Source organism: Myroides injenensis M09-0166, from assembly GCF_000246945.1.
Lineage (GTDB): Bacteria > Bacteroidota > Bacteroidia > Flavobacteriales > Flavobacteriaceae > Flavobacterium > Flavobacterium injenense.
Genome location: NZ_BAEX01000083.1, coordinates 1 through 15,836 on the forward strand (window position 1 = coordinate 1; position 15,836 = coordinate 15,836).

General features: G+C 30.2%; 16 protein-coding genes and 3 tRNA genes. 9 read left to right on the plus strand and 10 right to left on the minus strand.

Annotated features, from left to right (window positions below; translation table 11 throughout):
• Nucleotides 1–18: 18 nt before the first annotated feature.
• From RH98_RS12300 to RH98_RS12310, 3 genes are all read right to left on the minus strand, one after another.
• Nucleotides 19–93: transfer RNA gene (locus tag RH98_RS12300), tRNA-Pro, on the minus strand.
• 31 nt (nt 94–124) lie between these two features.
• Nucleotides 125–199: transfer RNA gene (locus RH98_RS12305), tRNA-Pro, on the minus strand.
• A gap of 8 nt (nt 200–207) precedes the next feature.
• A tRNA-Ser gene (locus RH98_RS12310) sits at nt 208–291 on the minus strand.
• Between the two features lie 325 nt (nt 292–616).
• Here RH98_RS12310 and bioB point away from each other — a divergent pair.
• The gene (gene bioB / locus RH98_RS12315) at nt 617–1,615 is read left to right on the plus strand and encodes a biotin synthase BioB (protein ID WP_010255275.1); all 999 of its coding nucleotides are present in this window, start codon (nt 617–619) and stop codon (nt 1,613–1,615) included.
• Nucleotides 1,616–2,080: 465 nt separating this feature from the next.
• The gene (locus RH98_RS12320) at nt 2,081–2,647 is read left to right on the plus strand and encodes a Crp/Fnr family transcriptional regulator (RefSeq protein ID WP_010255277.1); all 567 of its coding nucleotides are present in this window, start codon (nt 2,081–2,083) and stop codon (nt 2,645–2,647) included.
• A gap of 494 nt (nt 2,648–3,141) precedes the next feature.
• On the opposite strand, the gene RH98_RS12325 is transcribed toward RH98_RS12320, so the two are convergent.
• Nucleotides 3,142–4,005: a helix-turn-helix domain-containing protein gene (locus RH98_RS12325; RefSeq protein ID WP_010255278.1), complete on the minus strand. Its 864-nt coding sequence runs from the start codon at nt 4,003–4,005 to the stop codon at nt 3,142–3,144.
• Between the two features lie 330 nt (nt 4,006–4,335).
• Nucleotides 4,336–4,896, minus strand: coding sequence for a Crp/Fnr family transcriptional regulator (locus RH98_RS12330; RefSeq protein ID WP_010255279.1), 561 nt, complete (start codon nt 4,894–4,896; stop codon nt 4,336–4,338).
• A gap of 709 nt (nt 4,897–5,605) precedes the next feature.
• Between RH98_RS12330 and RH98_RS12335 the strand changes: the two genes are divergently transcribed.
• Nucleotides 5,606–6,595, plus strand: a complete 990-nt coding sequence (locus RH98_RS12335; protein WP_010255280.1) for an ornithine cyclodeaminase family protein — start codon at nt 5,606–5,608, stop codon at nt 6,593–6,595.
• A 341-nt stretch (nt 6,596–6,936) separates the two neighbouring features.
• On the plus strand, nt 6,937–7,734 hold the full coding sequence (locus RH98_RS12340) for a GLPGLI family protein (protein WP_010255281.1): 798 nt from the start codon (nt 6,937–6,939) through the stop codon (nt 7,732–7,734).
• Nucleotides 7,735–7,840: 106 nt separating this feature from the next.
• Here RH98_RS12340 and RH98_RS12345 read toward each other — a convergent pair whose 3' ends face one another.
• The 5 genes from RH98_RS12345 to RH98_RS12365 all read right to left on the minus strand — a co-directional run bounded on the left by RH98_RS12345 (nt 7,841) and on the right by RH98_RS12365 (nt 11,563).
• Nucleotides 7,841–8,224 carry a hypothetical protein gene (locus RH98_RS12345; RefSeq protein ID WP_010255282.1) on the minus strand — a complete coding sequence of 128 codons (384 nt, stop codon included), beginning with the start codon at nt 8,222–8,224 and terminating at the stop codon, nt 7,841–7,843.
• Between the two features lie 119 nt (nt 8,225–8,343).
• Nucleotides 8,344–8,883: a Crp/Fnr family transcriptional regulator gene (locus RH98_RS12350; protein ID WP_010255283.1), complete on the minus strand. Its 540-nt coding sequence runs from the start codon at nt 8,881–8,883 to the stop codon at nt 8,344–8,346.
• A 91-nt stretch (nt 8,884–8,974) separates the two neighbouring features.
• The gene (locus tag RH98_RS12355) at nt 8,975–9,826 is read right to left on the minus strand and encodes a hypothetical protein (protein ID WP_010255284.1); all 852 of its coding nucleotides are present in this window, start codon (nt 9,824–9,826) and stop codon (nt 8,975–8,977) included.
• Nucleotides 9,827–10,037: 211 nt separating this feature from the next.
• Nucleotides 10,038–10,916, minus strand: a complete 879-nt coding sequence (locus tag RH98_RS12360) for an SDR family oxidoreductase (RefSeq protein ID WP_010255286.1) — start codon at nt 10,914–10,916, stop codon at nt 10,038–10,040.
• Nucleotides 10,917–10,987: 71 nt separating this feature from the next.
• Nucleotides 10,988–11,563, minus strand: coding sequence for a Crp/Fnr family transcriptional regulator (locus RH98_RS12365; protein WP_010255287.1), 576 nt, complete (start codon nt 11,561–11,563; stop codon nt 10,988–10,990).
• 418 nt (nt 11,564–11,981) lie between these two features.
• Between RH98_RS12365 and RH98_RS12370 the strand changes: the two genes are divergently transcribed.
• From RH98_RS12370 to RH98_RS12390, 5 genes are all read left to right on the plus strand, one after another.
• Complete coding sequence (locus RH98_RS12370; protein WP_010255289.1) at nt 11,982–12,824, plus strand: PstS family phosphate ABC transporter substrate-binding protein; 843 nt, start codon at nt 11,982–11,984, stop codon at nt 12,822–12,824.
• Between the two features lies 1 nt (nt 12,825).
• Nucleotides 12,826–13,716, plus strand: coding sequence for a phosphate ABC transporter permease subunit PstC (gene pstC, locus RH98_RS12375; protein WP_010255293.1), 891 nt, complete (start codon nt 12,826–12,828; stop codon nt 13,714–13,716).
• Nucleotides 13,706–14,563: a phosphate ABC transporter permease PstA gene (gene pstA / locus RH98_RS12380; protein ID WP_010255294.1), complete on the plus strand. Its 858-nt coding sequence runs from the start codon at nt 13,706–13,708 to the stop codon at nt 14,561–14,563. Before pstC ends, pstA begins: the two co-directional genes overlap by 11 nt.
• The gene (gene pstB / locus RH98_RS12385; RefSeq protein ID WP_010255295.1) at nt 14,553–15,299 is read left to right on the plus strand and encodes a phosphate ABC transporter ATP-binding protein PstB; all 747 of its coding nucleotides are present in this window, start codon (nt 14,553–14,555) and stop codon (nt 15,297–15,299) included. Before pstA ends, pstB begins: the two co-directional genes overlap by 11 nt.
• Before the next feature lie 309 nt (nt 15,300–15,608).
• Nucleotides 15,609–15,836: PTS sugar transporter subunit IIC (locus RH98_RS12390; RefSeq protein WP_010255297.1), on the plus strand; the 228-nt coding region annotated here is incomplete at its 3' end.

Genomic DNA, 15,836 nt, shown 5'->3' on the forward strand with positions numbered 1-15,836 from the left:
AGAATAACTCTGTTCTAGTCGGGGTGGCAGGATTCGAACCTGCGACCTCCTGGTCCCAAACCAGGCGCGATGACCGGGCTACGCTACACCCCGCAATTAGGCTTACTATATCTTATAACTTTCGTCGGGGTGGCAGGATTCGAACCTGCGACCTCCTGGTCCCAAACCAGGCGCGATGACCGGGCTACGCTACACCCCGAAAGTTTGCGGAGAGACAGGGACTCGAACCCTGGCATCGGTTACCCGATGACAGATTAGCAATCTGCTCCGTTACCACTCCGGCACCTCTCCTTGCTATAAGATATATTTCCTTATTTGCATGGCAAACATACTGCGACTTTTTGAGTTGTGCAAATACATTAACCACAAAATATTCAATTAATATTAAAGTTTTTCTTATTCATTTCATTATTAATTAAATACATATTTATGTTTTTTCTTTCATTTTTATGCAGCAAGCTTTTTTAATGCAATAACATGTCTTTTGCTACTTTCTGATGTGCATGAATAGCTAAAAATAAAACCAGACCACTAGCCTTTTTATAACCGGACTAGCCAGTTTACCTCTACTCCATTTACATTTGACATCAATAAACTATACAAAATATAATAAACTATGACTCAAAACAAAGAGGTAATCAGACACGATTGGACAAAAGATGAAATACAGAAAATTTATGATACTCCCCTAATTGAACTTATATATAGAGCTGCTACAGTACATCGTCAAAATCACAATCCTGATGAAGTACAAATCAGTACTTTGTTATCAATAAAAACAGGTGGATGTCCTGAGGACTGTAGTTACTGTGGTCAAGCTGCAAGATATCATACTGATATTAAAGTTCAACGATTGTTACCAACAGAAACTGTATTATCTCATGCAAAAAAAGCAAAAGACGCTGGGTCTACTCGTTTTTGTATGGCTGCTGCTTGGCGAGAAGTGAGAGACAATAAGGATTTTGATAGAGTAATCGATATGGTAAAAGGAGTAAACGAAATGGGACTTGAAGTTTGCTGTACATTAGGAATGCTTACTGAAAAACAAGCAATCCGCCTACAAGAAGCTGGACTCTATGCCTATAATCATAATTTAGATACATCCGAAGAGTTTTATGATGAGATTATCTCAACACGAAAATTTGACAATCGTATTAATACCATAAATAATATAAGAAATGCTGGTATTACAGTATGTTCAGGTGGAATTATAGGTTTAGGAGAAAATAACAGAGATAGAGTATCTATGCTATTAACCTTAGCCAATATGGAAAAACACCCTGAATCAGTACCTATCAATGCACTTGCTCGTGTAAAAGGGACGCCAATGGAAAATATGCCTAAAGTAGATATTTGGGACATGGTAAGGATGATTGCTACAGCCCGCATAATTATGCCTAAGTCAATGGTAAGATTGAGTGCTGGTAGAATAGAGATGACTGAGGTTGAGCAAGCTTGGTGTTTTATGGCTGGAGCAAATTCCATTTTTGCAGGAGATCAAGAAACCTTACTTGTCACTCCTAACCCTGCACTTAATCAAGATATTCAAATGCTTTCTACATTAGGATTAAAACCGATGAATAAGAAAAAAGAACTCATTACAAATGATAACTAATAAATAGAGGTGATCTTGACTTTTCTAAAATAACAAAAGGTAGGATAAAAGAAATTTCAGAAATCTAAAAAAGTCAAAATGCCTTCATAAAATTTCATATAAGTATTTATTTTTCAAAATAGAAATATCTCAATTAATTATAATATTGCAGCAATATTTAAATAATCTAAAAAACATCAGAGATCAATAATAGAAAGAAATGAAAAAAGAAAAACGGGAGAGTACCACTTACCTTACCTTCCCGCTTTTTCTTAAAAAAAACACTTTATCACTTGTATTGTATAATTGAAAAAAATCTAAGTTTACTTTTAAAAAAGTAAACTATCAAACCAAGTAAATCTTAATTATTTTTTAAAACATACCAAAACTAAAAAGTTCATTAGATATTTACTTAAATTTGATACTGCAAAATTGCGCAATATTATAAACCCTGCATAGGACATTTGTCCTTAACTAGATAAAAAAATGTTAAGAATAAATATTAATTTTCTAACCTATATAGAAGCATTGGCAAAGTCAGATGCTTTCAGTGATAAAATTGTATTGGAACAATACAAGCCAAAACAGATGTTATTACATCAAGGGGACCCCGTTGTCAAAGTGATTGTCATTAAAGATGGTATAACAAAGTGCTTTATAACGGAAGAAAATGGAAAGGAGTATATTCCAGAATTCTTAAGTACAGGTGAAATAATGGGTGAAATAGAAATAATGGGCAAAAAAAATTGTCTCTGTTCTGTTGAAGCGATCTCTATTGTTAACGCTTATATCATACCTCTTTCTATATTTCAATATTTATTAAAAACAGATATTACCTTTAATAATACCTTACTAGAAATAGAAGCATTAAGAGTATATCACACTAGTGAAAGAGCTTCTTTTCAGCAATTATACACTGTAGAACACGCATTAGAAAAACTATTAGAATTACAAAAGAAAGAGAATATTAATATATCTAAAGAAGACATAGCTTCTTATCTCGGTATTACAACAAGAACGCTCAATAGAGCTTTAAAGAAAATATCTGAATAAGTGTTGATTAAAAAGGCCAAAGTAAACTTTGGCCTTATTTGCGTGTAGTATAATTTCTAGAAACTGTGGGGATAGTAAGATAAACTCACTATTAAAGTAACTATTATATTAGACCACACAATAGTGATTGTTATTGTATTGATTAGATTAAGTCTTCTATTTTAGATGCTATCTCAATTTGGACGAGTGAGACAACAAATACTAACAAAGGTTTGGCTATACCTTTCATTAGTTAAAAAAATAATCCTATCTATACACAATCACTGAAGTGAATAACATTACAGTTGAAAAGATGTTTTGTTGTTTAATGAAAAAACATGAAATTCACTTTACTTTTATATTAATTTCATAATAAACTGATTACTAATTATTTGTATATTTAAATAGTTACCTAGGTAAAATATGTGTTTATTGTAATTTTACAAGGGTAAAGTAAGTGAGATTTCGAAGATAAATACATTGAATAAAAATATTAAAACATTGAATATTCGTACTTATTTCACTCTTTTTTTCCTTACATCACTAGGTGCAATACCGAATTGCTTTTTAAAAGACTTATAAAAGGTATTATAATCGTTGTAACCACATTTAAAAGCTATTTCTTTTAAGCTATACCTAGAAGAAACGATAAAATAGAAACTAAAAACATTTTTAGTCTCATTATAAAAATTAATAAAGCTGGTATTAAATACTCTAATAAAACCGTTAAGTAATTGGTTTGGGGTAAGATCAAATTTATTTGCAATACTATCTATAGTAGGGACAGCAGAAATCTCTTCATTACTCATTAAACTATCGATAGTCAGCACATAATCTCTTACTTGAATAATCTTATTTTCTATCCCTTTATTTTTATGAAAGATAATCGGTTCTAAAACTGGTGGATTTGTAAACGTAGAACTAGGAATTGCAAAACCATTTATTATACTATATTGTGTAGTTTCTAATTCTACTCTTATAAATAATGCGCGATAAGAATGTCCATTAATATCATTAATATTGAACTCCAGAAAACGTAAAAAACTATCAATATTATGTAAAACTTTATTTTTATGATTAATAAAATTCCCTAAATAATTACCTTCCTTAATATTAAAAAGAGCACTTATTCCTTTCGATAGACCAATAACATTTTCTTTATCATCTAGCAGAATAAAAAAGGGTACACATGTAGGCTCATTCGCTTTAGCTGAAACTTTTTGTAATTCGCCCCAGTAGATATTAAGGAAATTAATAATTATGGAAATATTGATTCCAAATTGAAGATTATCAACATTTTCATTTCTTAAAATATCGAAACGCCTGTATAGGAACCAGATTAAGTGATAAAAATTCTTTTGGACCTCTTTATTGTTCATAAGACTATTGTTTTAAGATATTAAATATTTTACATTTTTAAAATGATTGATTTTCGTTAATATCGAATATCATACCATTTTAAAATATTTAATGTTTTTTTAATAAAAATTCTTAAAAACAAAAGCATATTACTCGTCCAAAATATTGCTTTAGTTTTGAAAACGGTATAAAATTATACCCTTTTAAAAAAGAAACAAAACAAAACTATCCGTAAAAGCAATATTTTAACAAGCAACATAGACTTTAAAGCAAGATTCTAACTTTTAAAACTATTATTGAATAAATCATTCGCATTTTATACCAAATATCACATTAAATTTCAGTCTTATCTATTTCACTTTTCTTATACGGCTTAAACTAACTTGGGTAATTCCCAAATATGAGGCTATATATTTTAATGGTATGCGCTGTAGTAAACTTGGAGAATGTAATAGCAAATCTTCATACCTTTCTTTCGCAGCAAGCAATTCAGATGAGATAATTCTGCTTTCTACTTTTAATAGTTCTTTTTCTGCCAGCTTTCTACCCCAATTTGCAATATGGATATCCTGATTATACAATTCTTGTAAAGTGTCAATTCTTAGCTTATATAATTCACAGTCTTCAATAAGCTCAATATTTTCATATGCTTTTTTACTTTCTACATAGCTCTTCATTGAAAGTATGGTTTCTCCCTCCTCTCCAAACCAAAAAGTAATATCCTTTTCTTCCAATGGAGCAAAGGCACGAACACAACCTTTTTTTATAAAATACAGATATTCTTCAACTTTTTGGGCTCTTAAAAGTATATAACCTTTTGGATAAGCAACCTCTTCTATACATTCCTTCAGCTTTTCCCTAGAATTTTTTGGCAATATATTTATCTGGTTAAGAATATCATCTATTAGCATCTTATTATAAATTATTAGTTTTACAAATTATTAAGAAACTATTCGCTTCATATAATTTTAGGCAAATTACAACATACATAAGCATTTTACAACAAAAGAGAACGAGCATTAAAAAACATAAAGATTACCAGCACAAATACTTTTATCTCCTTTAAATGAATATTTAATGCTATTTTCTCACCTTTGTCTTATAATGCTAAAAATCAATATACTATTATCCAATACAAGTATAATATTCAAATACATCACCATTCTTCATTCAAAATTAAATAGCTCCATTTTAAAAATGAAATACCAGTTTGAAATAACTTAAACCCCTTTATTTCAATTTTTTTTGACATTTACTTTCTATATGTCCTCTTCTTAATGTTTATAAATAAAAGAATAGAATACTTGAACTATTTATTCTTTATCAAAAAACATTTTACCAAATAAGTTATGTAAAATTTTCATTTATATAATAGTAATTATTCTATCAACATTATGAAAAATAAATGAGTACAAATGTTAATTCATTTACAATCGCTTATCTTCAATTTTAAACAACCAAAAAGATTTGTTTATCCTTTCTACTTTTTATAAATTGAATTTTTATTACTTCTAAAAAAAGGTGATATTTTCTTTAAAACTAACTAAAAACTCATTTATAGCTAACTTCAATTAAGAAGATTATGCTATAATCTAATTTTTAATACATAAACTATAAAATATGAATACAATAAAAGTGTTGAACTCAGAAGATATAAGGCAATTAGTTTCTATAGAAGAAGCCATAGAGACGGTTGTAGATGCATATGTAGAACTATCCAATAACACTGCGGAAATGCCTGACCGTGTAATAACTGGCTTAGGAAAAGACTACTTAGATATCTTCTTTAAACCTTCATTAATTTCTAATATAAATACGGCAGGTGTCAAACTATTAAGTATTCGAAAACAAGGTGGAGTTAACGGACATCCTGCTATTCAAGGACTTGTTATTCTAATAGATTCTGAAAACAATGTTACTCAAGCAATAATAGATGGCTCTCATCTTACAGCATTGAGAACAGGAGCTGCATCAGGAGTAGCTACCCGTTATTTGGCAAGAAAAGACTCCTCAGTTATGGCTTTGTTCGGTGCAGGTGCACAAGCATATACACAATTTGAAGCAGTCTGTGCAGAAAGACCTATTAAAAAAGCGTACATATTTGGTAGTTCAAAAACGAGTAAATCTGTTCAAAACTTCATAGAATATTATAAAGATAAGTCAGAGGTGGAAATTATTGCAGGAGAAGACTTAGATATACTTTCTACTGTAGATATTATATGTACTGTCACTCCATCAGATACACCTTTATTCGAAACCTCTCAATTAAAAAAAGGTGTACACATTAATGCTGCTGGATCATATAGCCCTACTATGCACGAACTACCTGAAGATATCTTTCTTGACACTTCATTATTTGTAGATCACAAAGATTCTTGTTTTTCATCTACTGCAGATATACTTGTTCCACTAGAAAAAGGACTATTACCGGAAGAAAATTATAAAGGAGAAATTGGCGATTTAATATTAGGTAAAATTAAAGGAAGAGACAGTGATTCTGAAATTACAGTTTTTAAAAACGTAGGTATTGCTATTCAAGATTTAATTACTGCTAAATATGCTTATGACAAGGCTTGTAGAGAAAACTTAGGTACTTCTATCAAAATGTAAGAAATCTAGCTTATTGATAATATTATCATTAAATAACTTTATAAATAGAAATGTTAAGATAGCAAATAAACAAATGACAATAGTTTAAACGCTTGACCTTAATCTTTTTAATTATTTAATGTTACTGCGCAATAGAATTCTTTGCGGACAAAAGACGCCTAAATGGCGTCTTTTTTGTTACATTTTAAAAAACTAAAAACTTAATTATAGTATTAGTGCTATTAACTGTATAGTAAATAATAATATTTAAACAAATGAGCTTAAAATAAACTTTTATTCTATATATTACACTCTTAATCATAAAGTTAAATTATCCCGACGCCTTTCTTAAATTTCGTATTATGAAAAAATATATTTTAATCATTGTTTTATTTACTAATCGTGTTTTTTTCGCTCAAGAAATTAAAGAAGTCGAAGTAATGAGATATTACTACCAAGTTAATGCATTAGTAGATATCTCAGAAAAAATGATTGAAAGAGAAGGTACAGCTATAGTAGACGTTTTTCATACCCACTCTAGGTTTATGGATCTATCTTACTACAATCGCACTAAAATGCAATCATATAAGGATAGTAATATAAGTAATGAAGAGTTAATTCAAAAGGCATTATCATTAGTTCCTGTTTTTAGTTGGTTCATTATTACTGATAAAGAAAGTAATAATTTCTATGACCGAATTGGTCAATTAAACAATTATTATAAAGAAGATAAAAATGAAGTAAAGTGGGATATTAGACCTACAATGTTACAATGGAATGAATATAACGTTCAGGAAGCTACTACTTCTTATGGAGGAAGAGAATGGACGGTGTTGTTTACACAAGAAATACCTATTCAAGTAGGCCCTTATAAATTTAACAACTTACCTGGTCTTGTTGTAAAAGCCTGGGACAGTGAAGAACACTATGTTTTTGAGTTTCTAAATAGTCAAAAAACCAATGTACTTTGGGAAGTAAATGATTTAAATACATATACAAAATCCTCAAAAGAAAATACCAAAAAAGCAATGTTAGTAAATTCTAAAAAAACATTTATAAGTGACTTAGAAGGGACAGGTATTACATTGAGTGAACAAGGGCAAGATTTTTTTAACAAGAAGAAAAATAACTATATTAACCCTATCGAAAGAGATTATTAATTACCTAACTGATGAATAATACCTTCTTTATTTCCCTAAAAGAATAAAGAGTAGTTATCTCCTACCCTTTATTTTATACTTTTAATATTACATAAATCTATTATAACTAGGTCATTGAGCCTAGACGTTTTGCAACTTCCGAACCAGCTATCATTAGTGTCAGCTCCTCACATCGAATAATCTTATTGTCATTAATAATAAATTCTGCAAAAACTTTATGAGTGTGCTTAGATCCATCTTTTAGGACAGTCTTCACAATATGCTTTGTAAAGATACTATTGTCCTGTGTGGCGAAATTGATAATGCTTACCTCCGCAGTTTCTACAACCTCTTTTAGCTTTTTAATATGCGTGATAAACTCCTCAATTTTTAGATATTTATCATCAACTATTTGCTCATAGTCTGGTGAGAAATACTTGTTAATCATTTGCTCATTATACACATTATTTTCTATAATGTTTTGAAACATTTCTCTTATTGTTTTTTCCATTTTGAAAACTTTTAATTACTTAGGTGCAAATTTCAAAGCTTACGATATACTATACGATAACAATTGTTAAGAAATATCTTTATAATAAAAATAACCAAAACACTTTGTCATTACTTACCTCAACGTCGATTGCGAATTCTACTTAATGAGACAGAGGTAATACCTAAATAAGAAGCAATATAGTGTTGTGGTACTCGTTTAATAATTTCTGGTGCTGTTTCGAGCAGATGTTTATATCGTTTTTCTGGATTCTCTTTTATTCTACTAATCAGTAGTTTTTGGTAATTCAATACTCTCTCTATCATATATTCATTAAACACTTCTAGCAACTGTAGATTTTCCTTCATTAAGCCTTTCAACTGTTTTTTATCAAGAATATAAAGTTCAGTATCTTCTAGTGCTTCTATTGTGTATTGACTGGGTTTGTCATACCAAAAGCTCTCAATACCACAAAAAAAAGATCCTTCAGATACAAATTGAAATGTTACTTCTTTTCCATCATACAATGTCCAACCTCGTAAAATACCTTTCTTTACAAAATAAAAATAATTAGAATTTTTTCCCTCGTCTATTACAATGCTTCTTGCTTGTACTTCTATAATAGAAAAGTTATTCTTTAATAAAGTAAATAGCATTTGATCAGTTGATACCAAAGTCATAAAGTATGATAATTAAGATTCTAAGAGTAAATTACCAAAAAAAAGTTGTAATGCTATAATTATTTCAATGTAATAATGTAATAAAAAGCTACTATATCTTAAGACTTGACTCTAATTCTTCTAAAATTTCATTAGCTGATACCACATCACTAGTCGAAAGTACTAAGTTAGAACCGTGTATAAGACTATTTCTAAAAGAGATAAGTTTTAGCAATTTGTTTTTAAGTGACTGAGATATTTTGTTTTCTTTAAAAAGTATTTCTACAGTTTTAGTTCTACTAATTCTCTTTTTAATAGCATTATTAGAATTATTCACATCAAAAGACAAAAGAGAGACACCATATTTATCTAGAATAACTTCTATTTTATTATAGGTACGCAGAAAATCTTCTAGGCTTCCCTTTTCATTCTGGCTATCTTTTGTCGTAATATTTCGTAATTTATTACTTGCCAATTCCAAGCTTCGTGGATTAAGAATTTTTATAACAAATAAAACAATTATAATAAGTGTCGTAATAATTGTAGGAAGAGAAAAATTAAGTAAATAATTAAAAAGCTGCCCAGATTTACGTGATTCATCTCCCATAATTACGAAACATAAAACTCCAGATACAAACGCACCAATACTTATAATAACAATAGATCGAAAATATTCAGTCTTCATTAATGCAATGATTTCTTTGTATGTCTCGTCCTTATCAACCTTACCATCCAATTCAGTTCGCAAGAATATATAGCCAGTAATAATCAATCCATATAGTGCACCTACAATCTGTGCAGCAGATGAAAATATATATAAAACTTGGTCTTCATTTAAAGTAAAAAGTGGATAAAAATAATATAATAGAAAGCTAGCAATACTTAAAAAGCACCAGATAAAAATACTTATTACTTCTCCTTTTCTTAATACTTTCTCTTTAATCTTTGTAGTGGATTCTTTCATAAACGTGTTTTTTTTTATTTATACTGATAACATTAACGCCTATTATTTATTCTACATATCAATAAATACAGATATTATGTTAATTTAAAACACAAAACTAATAAAAAACAATATTAATTAACAATATTTAATATTATTTATTAAAAATGTAATACAAAAACATACAGTTAGTAAAGTAGATGTTATTTTATAAAACTTTAAAAGTAATAGATTATCTAATAGCGTTTTTTTCTTTATATATTTTATCAAAATACTCTTTTAAATGATTGTTTCCATACAAAGGGGCTATATTATCACGCGCCATAGCAGTTAAGAAAAATTCATAAGGTCCATATACTTTTGAAGAAGTAAGTAAATGAAGTAGTTTTATAATTAGCACTCGAATAACATCTGGTAAAAAAGTAATTCTTGTTTTCTTTTCTAAAGCACTAAATGCTAATACAGCTATTTGCTTTTGACTCAAAATATCAGGACCTCCAATAGTGTACTCTTTTTTGTTTGTACATTTCATCTGTTCTATACAAAACTTAGCTAAATCCGCTCCATGAATAGGATTCAGTTTTTTACTTCCTTTGCCAAATAAATAAACACGACCAGATTGAGCCATTCTCAAAAAATCATTCATATCTGAAAAGAAGCCATTAGGTCTAATTATTCTATAATCAAGTCCAGATTCCTTAAGCTGATCAACAAATCCTTCCTTTGCTTGAAAAATTTTCAGATGCCTTAGCTTATCACCATTAATAGCAGAAATGTATACAAAATGCTTTACATTAGTGGTTAGAGCTTGTTGAAGTAAATTCATATTTCCTTGATAATCTACATCCATATAAGTCAAACCATCTTTTTGTCTTGTAATACCAATAGTAGAAAACAACCATTCTATATCTTTAGTAATATTAGATAAGGTAGATGAATCCGTTACTTCTCCTATAAATACTTCGTCTGCGATAGTTACTATATCTTTTTGCTCTTTTGAGCGAATTAGAACCCTAACCCAATACCCTTCTCTTTTTAATTCTTTTAATAAATAATTTCCTAGATAGCCTGTTGCACCAGCAAGTAGTACTCTATTTTTATATTTTTTCATAAGATTAAAACTTTTATATCAGCAAAGCTACTTACCTAGAAAGGGCAATACACTTGACAATCGTCAAGAAATTATTTATTAGCAATTCTCTGTTTTATTCTACTTAATGTTTCAGGAGAAACACCCAAAAAAGTAGCTATATATTGTTGTGGAACACGAAGAAATAAATCTCCTTGATTAACAAGTAGTTCCCGATATCTCTGTTCCGCAGACTGAGTGACAAAAGAGGCAATAATACGTTGAGCTGTTAATAATTCATTTTCAACTGCAATACGAGCAATATGCTCAAAAGTTGTAGACAATTGCAAAAGTTGGTCAATTGTTTCTTTAGAAAGAACACAGACAGTAGTATTTTCTAATACCTCATAATTTTCTTGTGCAGGACGATTAAAAGTATAACTATCCCCTGCACAGATAAATTGCCCTTCCGTATAAAAAAAAGCTGTTTTATCAACTCCTTCAACATTATAAAAAAGTCTAACGCAACCCTGTAAAACAAAATAAATAGCATCTGCAACTTCTCCTTCTCTGAGTAAAAAAGCATGCTTATTAAAGACTTTAATCTCAACAACCTCTCTTAATAACACACGTTCATCAAATGAAAGAGTTTTATATAAGTTTATATAATTTATTAGTTTTTCTACCATTTTATATTTTGATAAAAGACTTAAGTTAAGTTTTTATGCAAACCTAAGAAAAAGAAGTCATACTAATCTTTTCCTTAAGAGTAATAATGTTTAGCTATATTTTGCTTACATAAACAACTATAATACAATACAATAGTTTTATTTTTACTTTCTAGTAATACAACATATCATTTAACTCTCACTTAACATTACAGCACTATCAGTTAGATATTACTTTATTAAACATTCAATACGAAATCACAAAAAAGCATATTCTCTACATTAAATATGTAATTAATTTAAACATATAATGACTGTTCTATTCATTTTAATACACATTCACAATAAAAAACTCCTTAATATTTTGATAACCTTTGTGTAACCTATACATTACAAATACATATGTTCTTTGCTATAGATGAAAAAGAAGTATTTATATATGAGAAAAAGTTTTATTATTTTTTCTTCATTACTAGTGTTTTCTTGTGGTGATCAAAACCATTCAATTAAAATGAAAGGTTCCGACACAGAAGTAAACTTAGCAGTTAATCTAGCAGAGAAATATGCTTTAGTAGATTCTGATTTTAGTATTGCTATTTCTGGCGGGGGATCTGGTATTGGGATTACCTCTTTATTAAATGGTCAAGCAGATATTGCAAATTCTTCCCGACCTCTTTCGGATAGAGAGATTGAACAGTTTGAAAAAAAGAATATTAAACTTCGGACTGTGGTTTTTGCTGAAGACGCAACTGCTTTTGTTGTTCATAAAGATCTTCCAATAGATGATATTGATTTAGAAACACTCGCTAAAATTCTTAATGGAGAAATTATAAATTGGAATCAAATTACAACAATTGATTTACCTATTAATATTTATGGACGTCAAAGTAGTTCTGGAACGCATTCTTTCATTAAGAAAAAACTTAAAATAGAATTCTCAAACACTGCTAAAGAGATGACGGGTAACGCACAAATTCTTGAAGGAGTTAAAGCCGACAAATCGGGAATTGGCTATGTTGGTGCTGGATATATATCTCATGAATCATCAATGAATCAGACTGTGAAAATTCTTAATATAAAAGAGACACCTACTTCGCAAGCCTATTCACCAATAGATCCAGAAACAATTAATAATAGCCTGTACTTTTTTCAAAGACCCTTATATCAATTTATTTTAGAAGACTCATGGAAGAAGGTGAAACCTTTTATTGATTTTGAAAATAGTGAAGTTGGTCAACAACTTATTAAAGAACATGGCTACTATATAATAGAACATCCATAATATGAAATATAGAGTAAGAATAGGATTAGATGTTGCCTTTAAATACATCTTTAAAGCTACTGGTCTTTTAGTACTTTGTTTATTAGGTGGCATACTTGCGATGCTTATTTACAATTCATTTTCTTTCTTTACCCATGTCAAGCCGCTTGACTTTATTACAGGTATGGAATGGAATCCTACAGCCAAGAAACCTGTTTATGGTATGCTCCCATTAATCTTGAGTACTACAATGGTGACCATTGGAGCAATGATTATTGCAATACCTCTTGGAATTGGAACAGCTGCTTTTATTTCAGAATATGCAGGAAAAAGATTAAAGAATATCCTTAAACCTGCAATTGAAATGCTAGCTGCAGTGCCATCTGTAGTTATAGGATTCTTAGGAATTGTGGTCGTTAGCCCTAATTTAGCAGATATGGCAGGATTACCTAATGGACTTAATGCTTTAAATGGAGCCATACTTCTGGCTGTAATGGCACTACCTACGATCATTACTATTGCTGAAGATGCTATACATGCCGTTCCTAAAACGTATAAAGAGGCAAGCTATGGTGTAGGAGCAACTAAGTGGCAGACCTTGCGTAAAGTTATTATTCCTGCAGCAGGACCTGGTATAATATCGGCGATTATGTTAGGAGTTGGTAGGGCTATTGGAGAAACTATGACCGTTCTAATGGCAACTGGTAATGCTGCTTTAATACCTACAGGATTCTTTGATTCCGTAAAAACAATGACCGCTACCATTGCAATTGAAATGGGTGAAGTCCCTTATCAAACTACGCACTATTACGGATTATACGCTTTAGCTACAGTGTTATTCTTTATGACATTAATAGCAAATATAGTAGGAGAATATTTCATTAACAGATTAAGAAAATATCATGCAGCATAAAAAATTTAGACTCTCTTCTATTATTGAGTGGGGAACATTAGCAGGAACAACATTGATTGTTTGCTTTTTCCTTGTCGTAATTATTTTTGAAATTGTTGCAAAAGGAATTGGAAGTTTATCTTGGGAGTTTATCACTACAATGCCCAAAGAAGGAATGACTAAGGGAGGTATTCTTACCCCTATTATCGGAACAGTTCTTATTACTTTAATTACAGCAGCATTTAGCATCCCTTTTGGAGTATTCTGTGCCATTTACCTAAATGAGTATGCAGAAAACAATTGGCTAACTAAAACAATACGCGCTGCTATACGTAACCTTTCAGGTGTTCCATCTATCATCTATGGGTTATTTGGATTGGCTTTATTTGTTCAAGCAATGCAATTTGGAACTTCATTATTAGCAGCAGGATTAACCCTAGGTCTGCTATCTCTGCCTTATATTATCACTACAACGGAAGAAGCATTAATGCAAATTCCCAATAGTACAAGAGAAGCTGCCTTAGCAGTGGGCGCTACTAAATTCGAAACAATTAAAGATGTCATTATTCCATCTGCGATACCAGGTATATTAACAGGAGTTGTTCTTACTTTATCTAGAGCAGCTGGGGAGACAGCACCTATCCTATTTACTGGTGCAGCCTTCTATATAAGTGATACCAATGGTTACATTAATCAAGAGTTTATGGCATTGCCTTACCACTTGTATATGTTATCCACTCAACACCAATCTATCGAAGAAGTTAGACCAATAGCTTACGGTACTGCATTAGTCCTAATTATTGTGGTATTCATATTAAATTTAAGTGCATTCTATATCCGTTATAAATTCAGAAAAAATGAAAACTAAATTATCTGCAGAGAACTTAAATATTAGTTTTGCAAACAAGCAAGTTTTAAAAAACGTAAACGTAGAGTTTCAAGAGAACAAAATAACAGCTCTTATTGGTCCATCTGGATGTGGGAAAAGTACCTTACTTAGAAGCTTTAACCGTATGCATGATTTATTGCCATATGCTAAAATACAAGGTTCACTAAAACTAGAAGATATAGATATCTACTCTAAAAATATACCAGTAACACAAATTAGAAAGCGCATTGGTATGGTATTTCAAAAGGCTAATCCTTTTCCTAAAAGTATCTATGACAATATTGCTTATGGGCTAAAAATAAACAATCTTCCTTGTGATAAAAGTGTTATAGAGAAAGCTTTAACAGAAGCCTTCTTATGGGATGAAGTAAAAGATGATCTAAAGATGCCTGCACACCGACTATCAGGAGGACAGCAGCAGCGTCTGTGTATAGCAAGAGCAGTCGCGCTTCGTCCAGAAGTAATTTTAATGGATGAACCTTGTTCTGCTTTAGATCCTGTCAGTACTATCAAAATTGAAGAATTAATTCTTCATCTTAAAGAGAAATATACCATTGCAATTGTAACGCACAATATGCAACAAGCGCAGCGTATTGCTGATCATACTTACTTTATGTATTTAGGTGAAGTGAAAGAAAGTGGTCCTACTCAAGATATCTTTGAGCATCCTAAACATGAGATGACAAAGAATTATATCAATGGTGTTTTTGGATAATATCGACAACTATCAAATAGCCTACTAACCTATTTAATTATAATATACATTTGACAAAACACAAACCTAACCAAAAACCTTTATGGTATCTTTGGTTAGGTTTTGTTCTATTAATATTGTAGTAACTTACTTATATCTATGTAAACAAAAAAAGCACACATAGATGGCACTTCAATAAACTCTTTATTAATATAAATTACTAAACCATAAAGCATAATATTACTTCTCAATTATTATTTTTTTGTTCTTTAGTCAAAACATGATAAAAACTTCATTATGTATACTACCTTTGATCAAATCAAAAAATGAATGAAACAGTTTCTTCAAAAAAAAGATATACAAATTTCAAGTAAGCGATACTTTATTGATGCTATGGGTGCCATGGCTTATGGTTTGTTTGCAACCTTGCTGGTAGGGACTATTTTAAAAACTGTAGGTGAAGAATTCAATATTTCATTTCTCAATGAAGTCGTTTGGCCTTTTGCAAATCAAGCAACCGGACCTGTCATAGCCCTTGCTATCGCTTATACTACGTGT

Coding starts and splice junctions, on each gene's coding strand:
- bioB (WP_010255275.1), top strand. CDS start 617: ATGACTCAAAACAAAGAGGTAATCAGACACGATTGGACAAAAGATGAA.
- RH98_RS12320 (WP_010255277.1), top strand. CDS start 2,081: ATGTTAAGAATAAATATTAATTTTCTAACCTATATAGAAGCATTGGCA.
- RH98_RS12325 (WP_010255278.1), bottom strand. CDS start 4,005: ATGAACAATAAAGAGGTCCAAAAGAATTTTTATCACTTAATCTGGTTC.
- RH98_RS12330 (WP_010255279.1), bottom strand. CDS start 4,896: ATGCTAATAGATGATATTCTTAACCAGATAAATATATTGCCAAAAAAT.
- RH98_RS12335 (WP_010255280.1), top strand. CDS start 5,606: ATGAATACAATAAAAGTGTTGAACTCAGAAGATATAAGGCAATTAGTT.
- RH98_RS12340 (WP_010255281.1), top strand. CDS start 6,937: ATGAAAAAATATATTTTAATCATTGTTTTATTTACTAATCGTGTTTTT.
- RH98_RS12345 (WP_010255282.1), bottom strand. CDS start 8,224: ATGGAAAAAACAATAAGAGAAATGTTTCAAAACATTATAGAAAATAAT.
- RH98_RS12350 (WP_010255283.1), bottom strand. CDS start 8,883: ATGACTTTGGTATCAACTGATCAAATGCTATTTACTTTATTAAAGAAT.
- RH98_RS12355 (WP_010255284.1), bottom strand. CDS start 9,826: ATGAAAGAATCCACTACAAAGATTAAAGAGAAAGTATTAAGAAAAGGA.
- RH98_RS12360 (WP_010255286.1), bottom strand. CDS start 10,916: ATGAAAAAATATAAAAATAGAGTACTACTTGCTGGTGCAACAGGCTAT.
- RH98_RS12365 (WP_010255287.1), bottom strand. CDS start 11,563: ATGGTAGAAAAACTAATAAATTATATAAACTTATATAAAACTCTTTCA.
- RH98_RS12370 (WP_010255289.1), top strand. CDS start 11,982: ATGAGAAAAAGTTTTATTATTTTTTCTTCATTACTAGTGTTTTCTTGT.
- pstC (WP_010255293.1), top strand. CDS start 12,826: ATGAAATATAGAGTAAGAATAGGATTAGATGTTGCCTTTAAATACATC.
- pstA (WP_010255294.1), top strand. CDS start 13,706: ATGCAGCATAAAAAATTTAGACTCTCTTCTATTATTGAGTGGGGAACA.
- pstB (WP_010255295.1), top strand. CDS start 14,553: ATGAAAACTAAATTATCTGCAGAGAACTTAAATATTAGTTTTGCAAAC.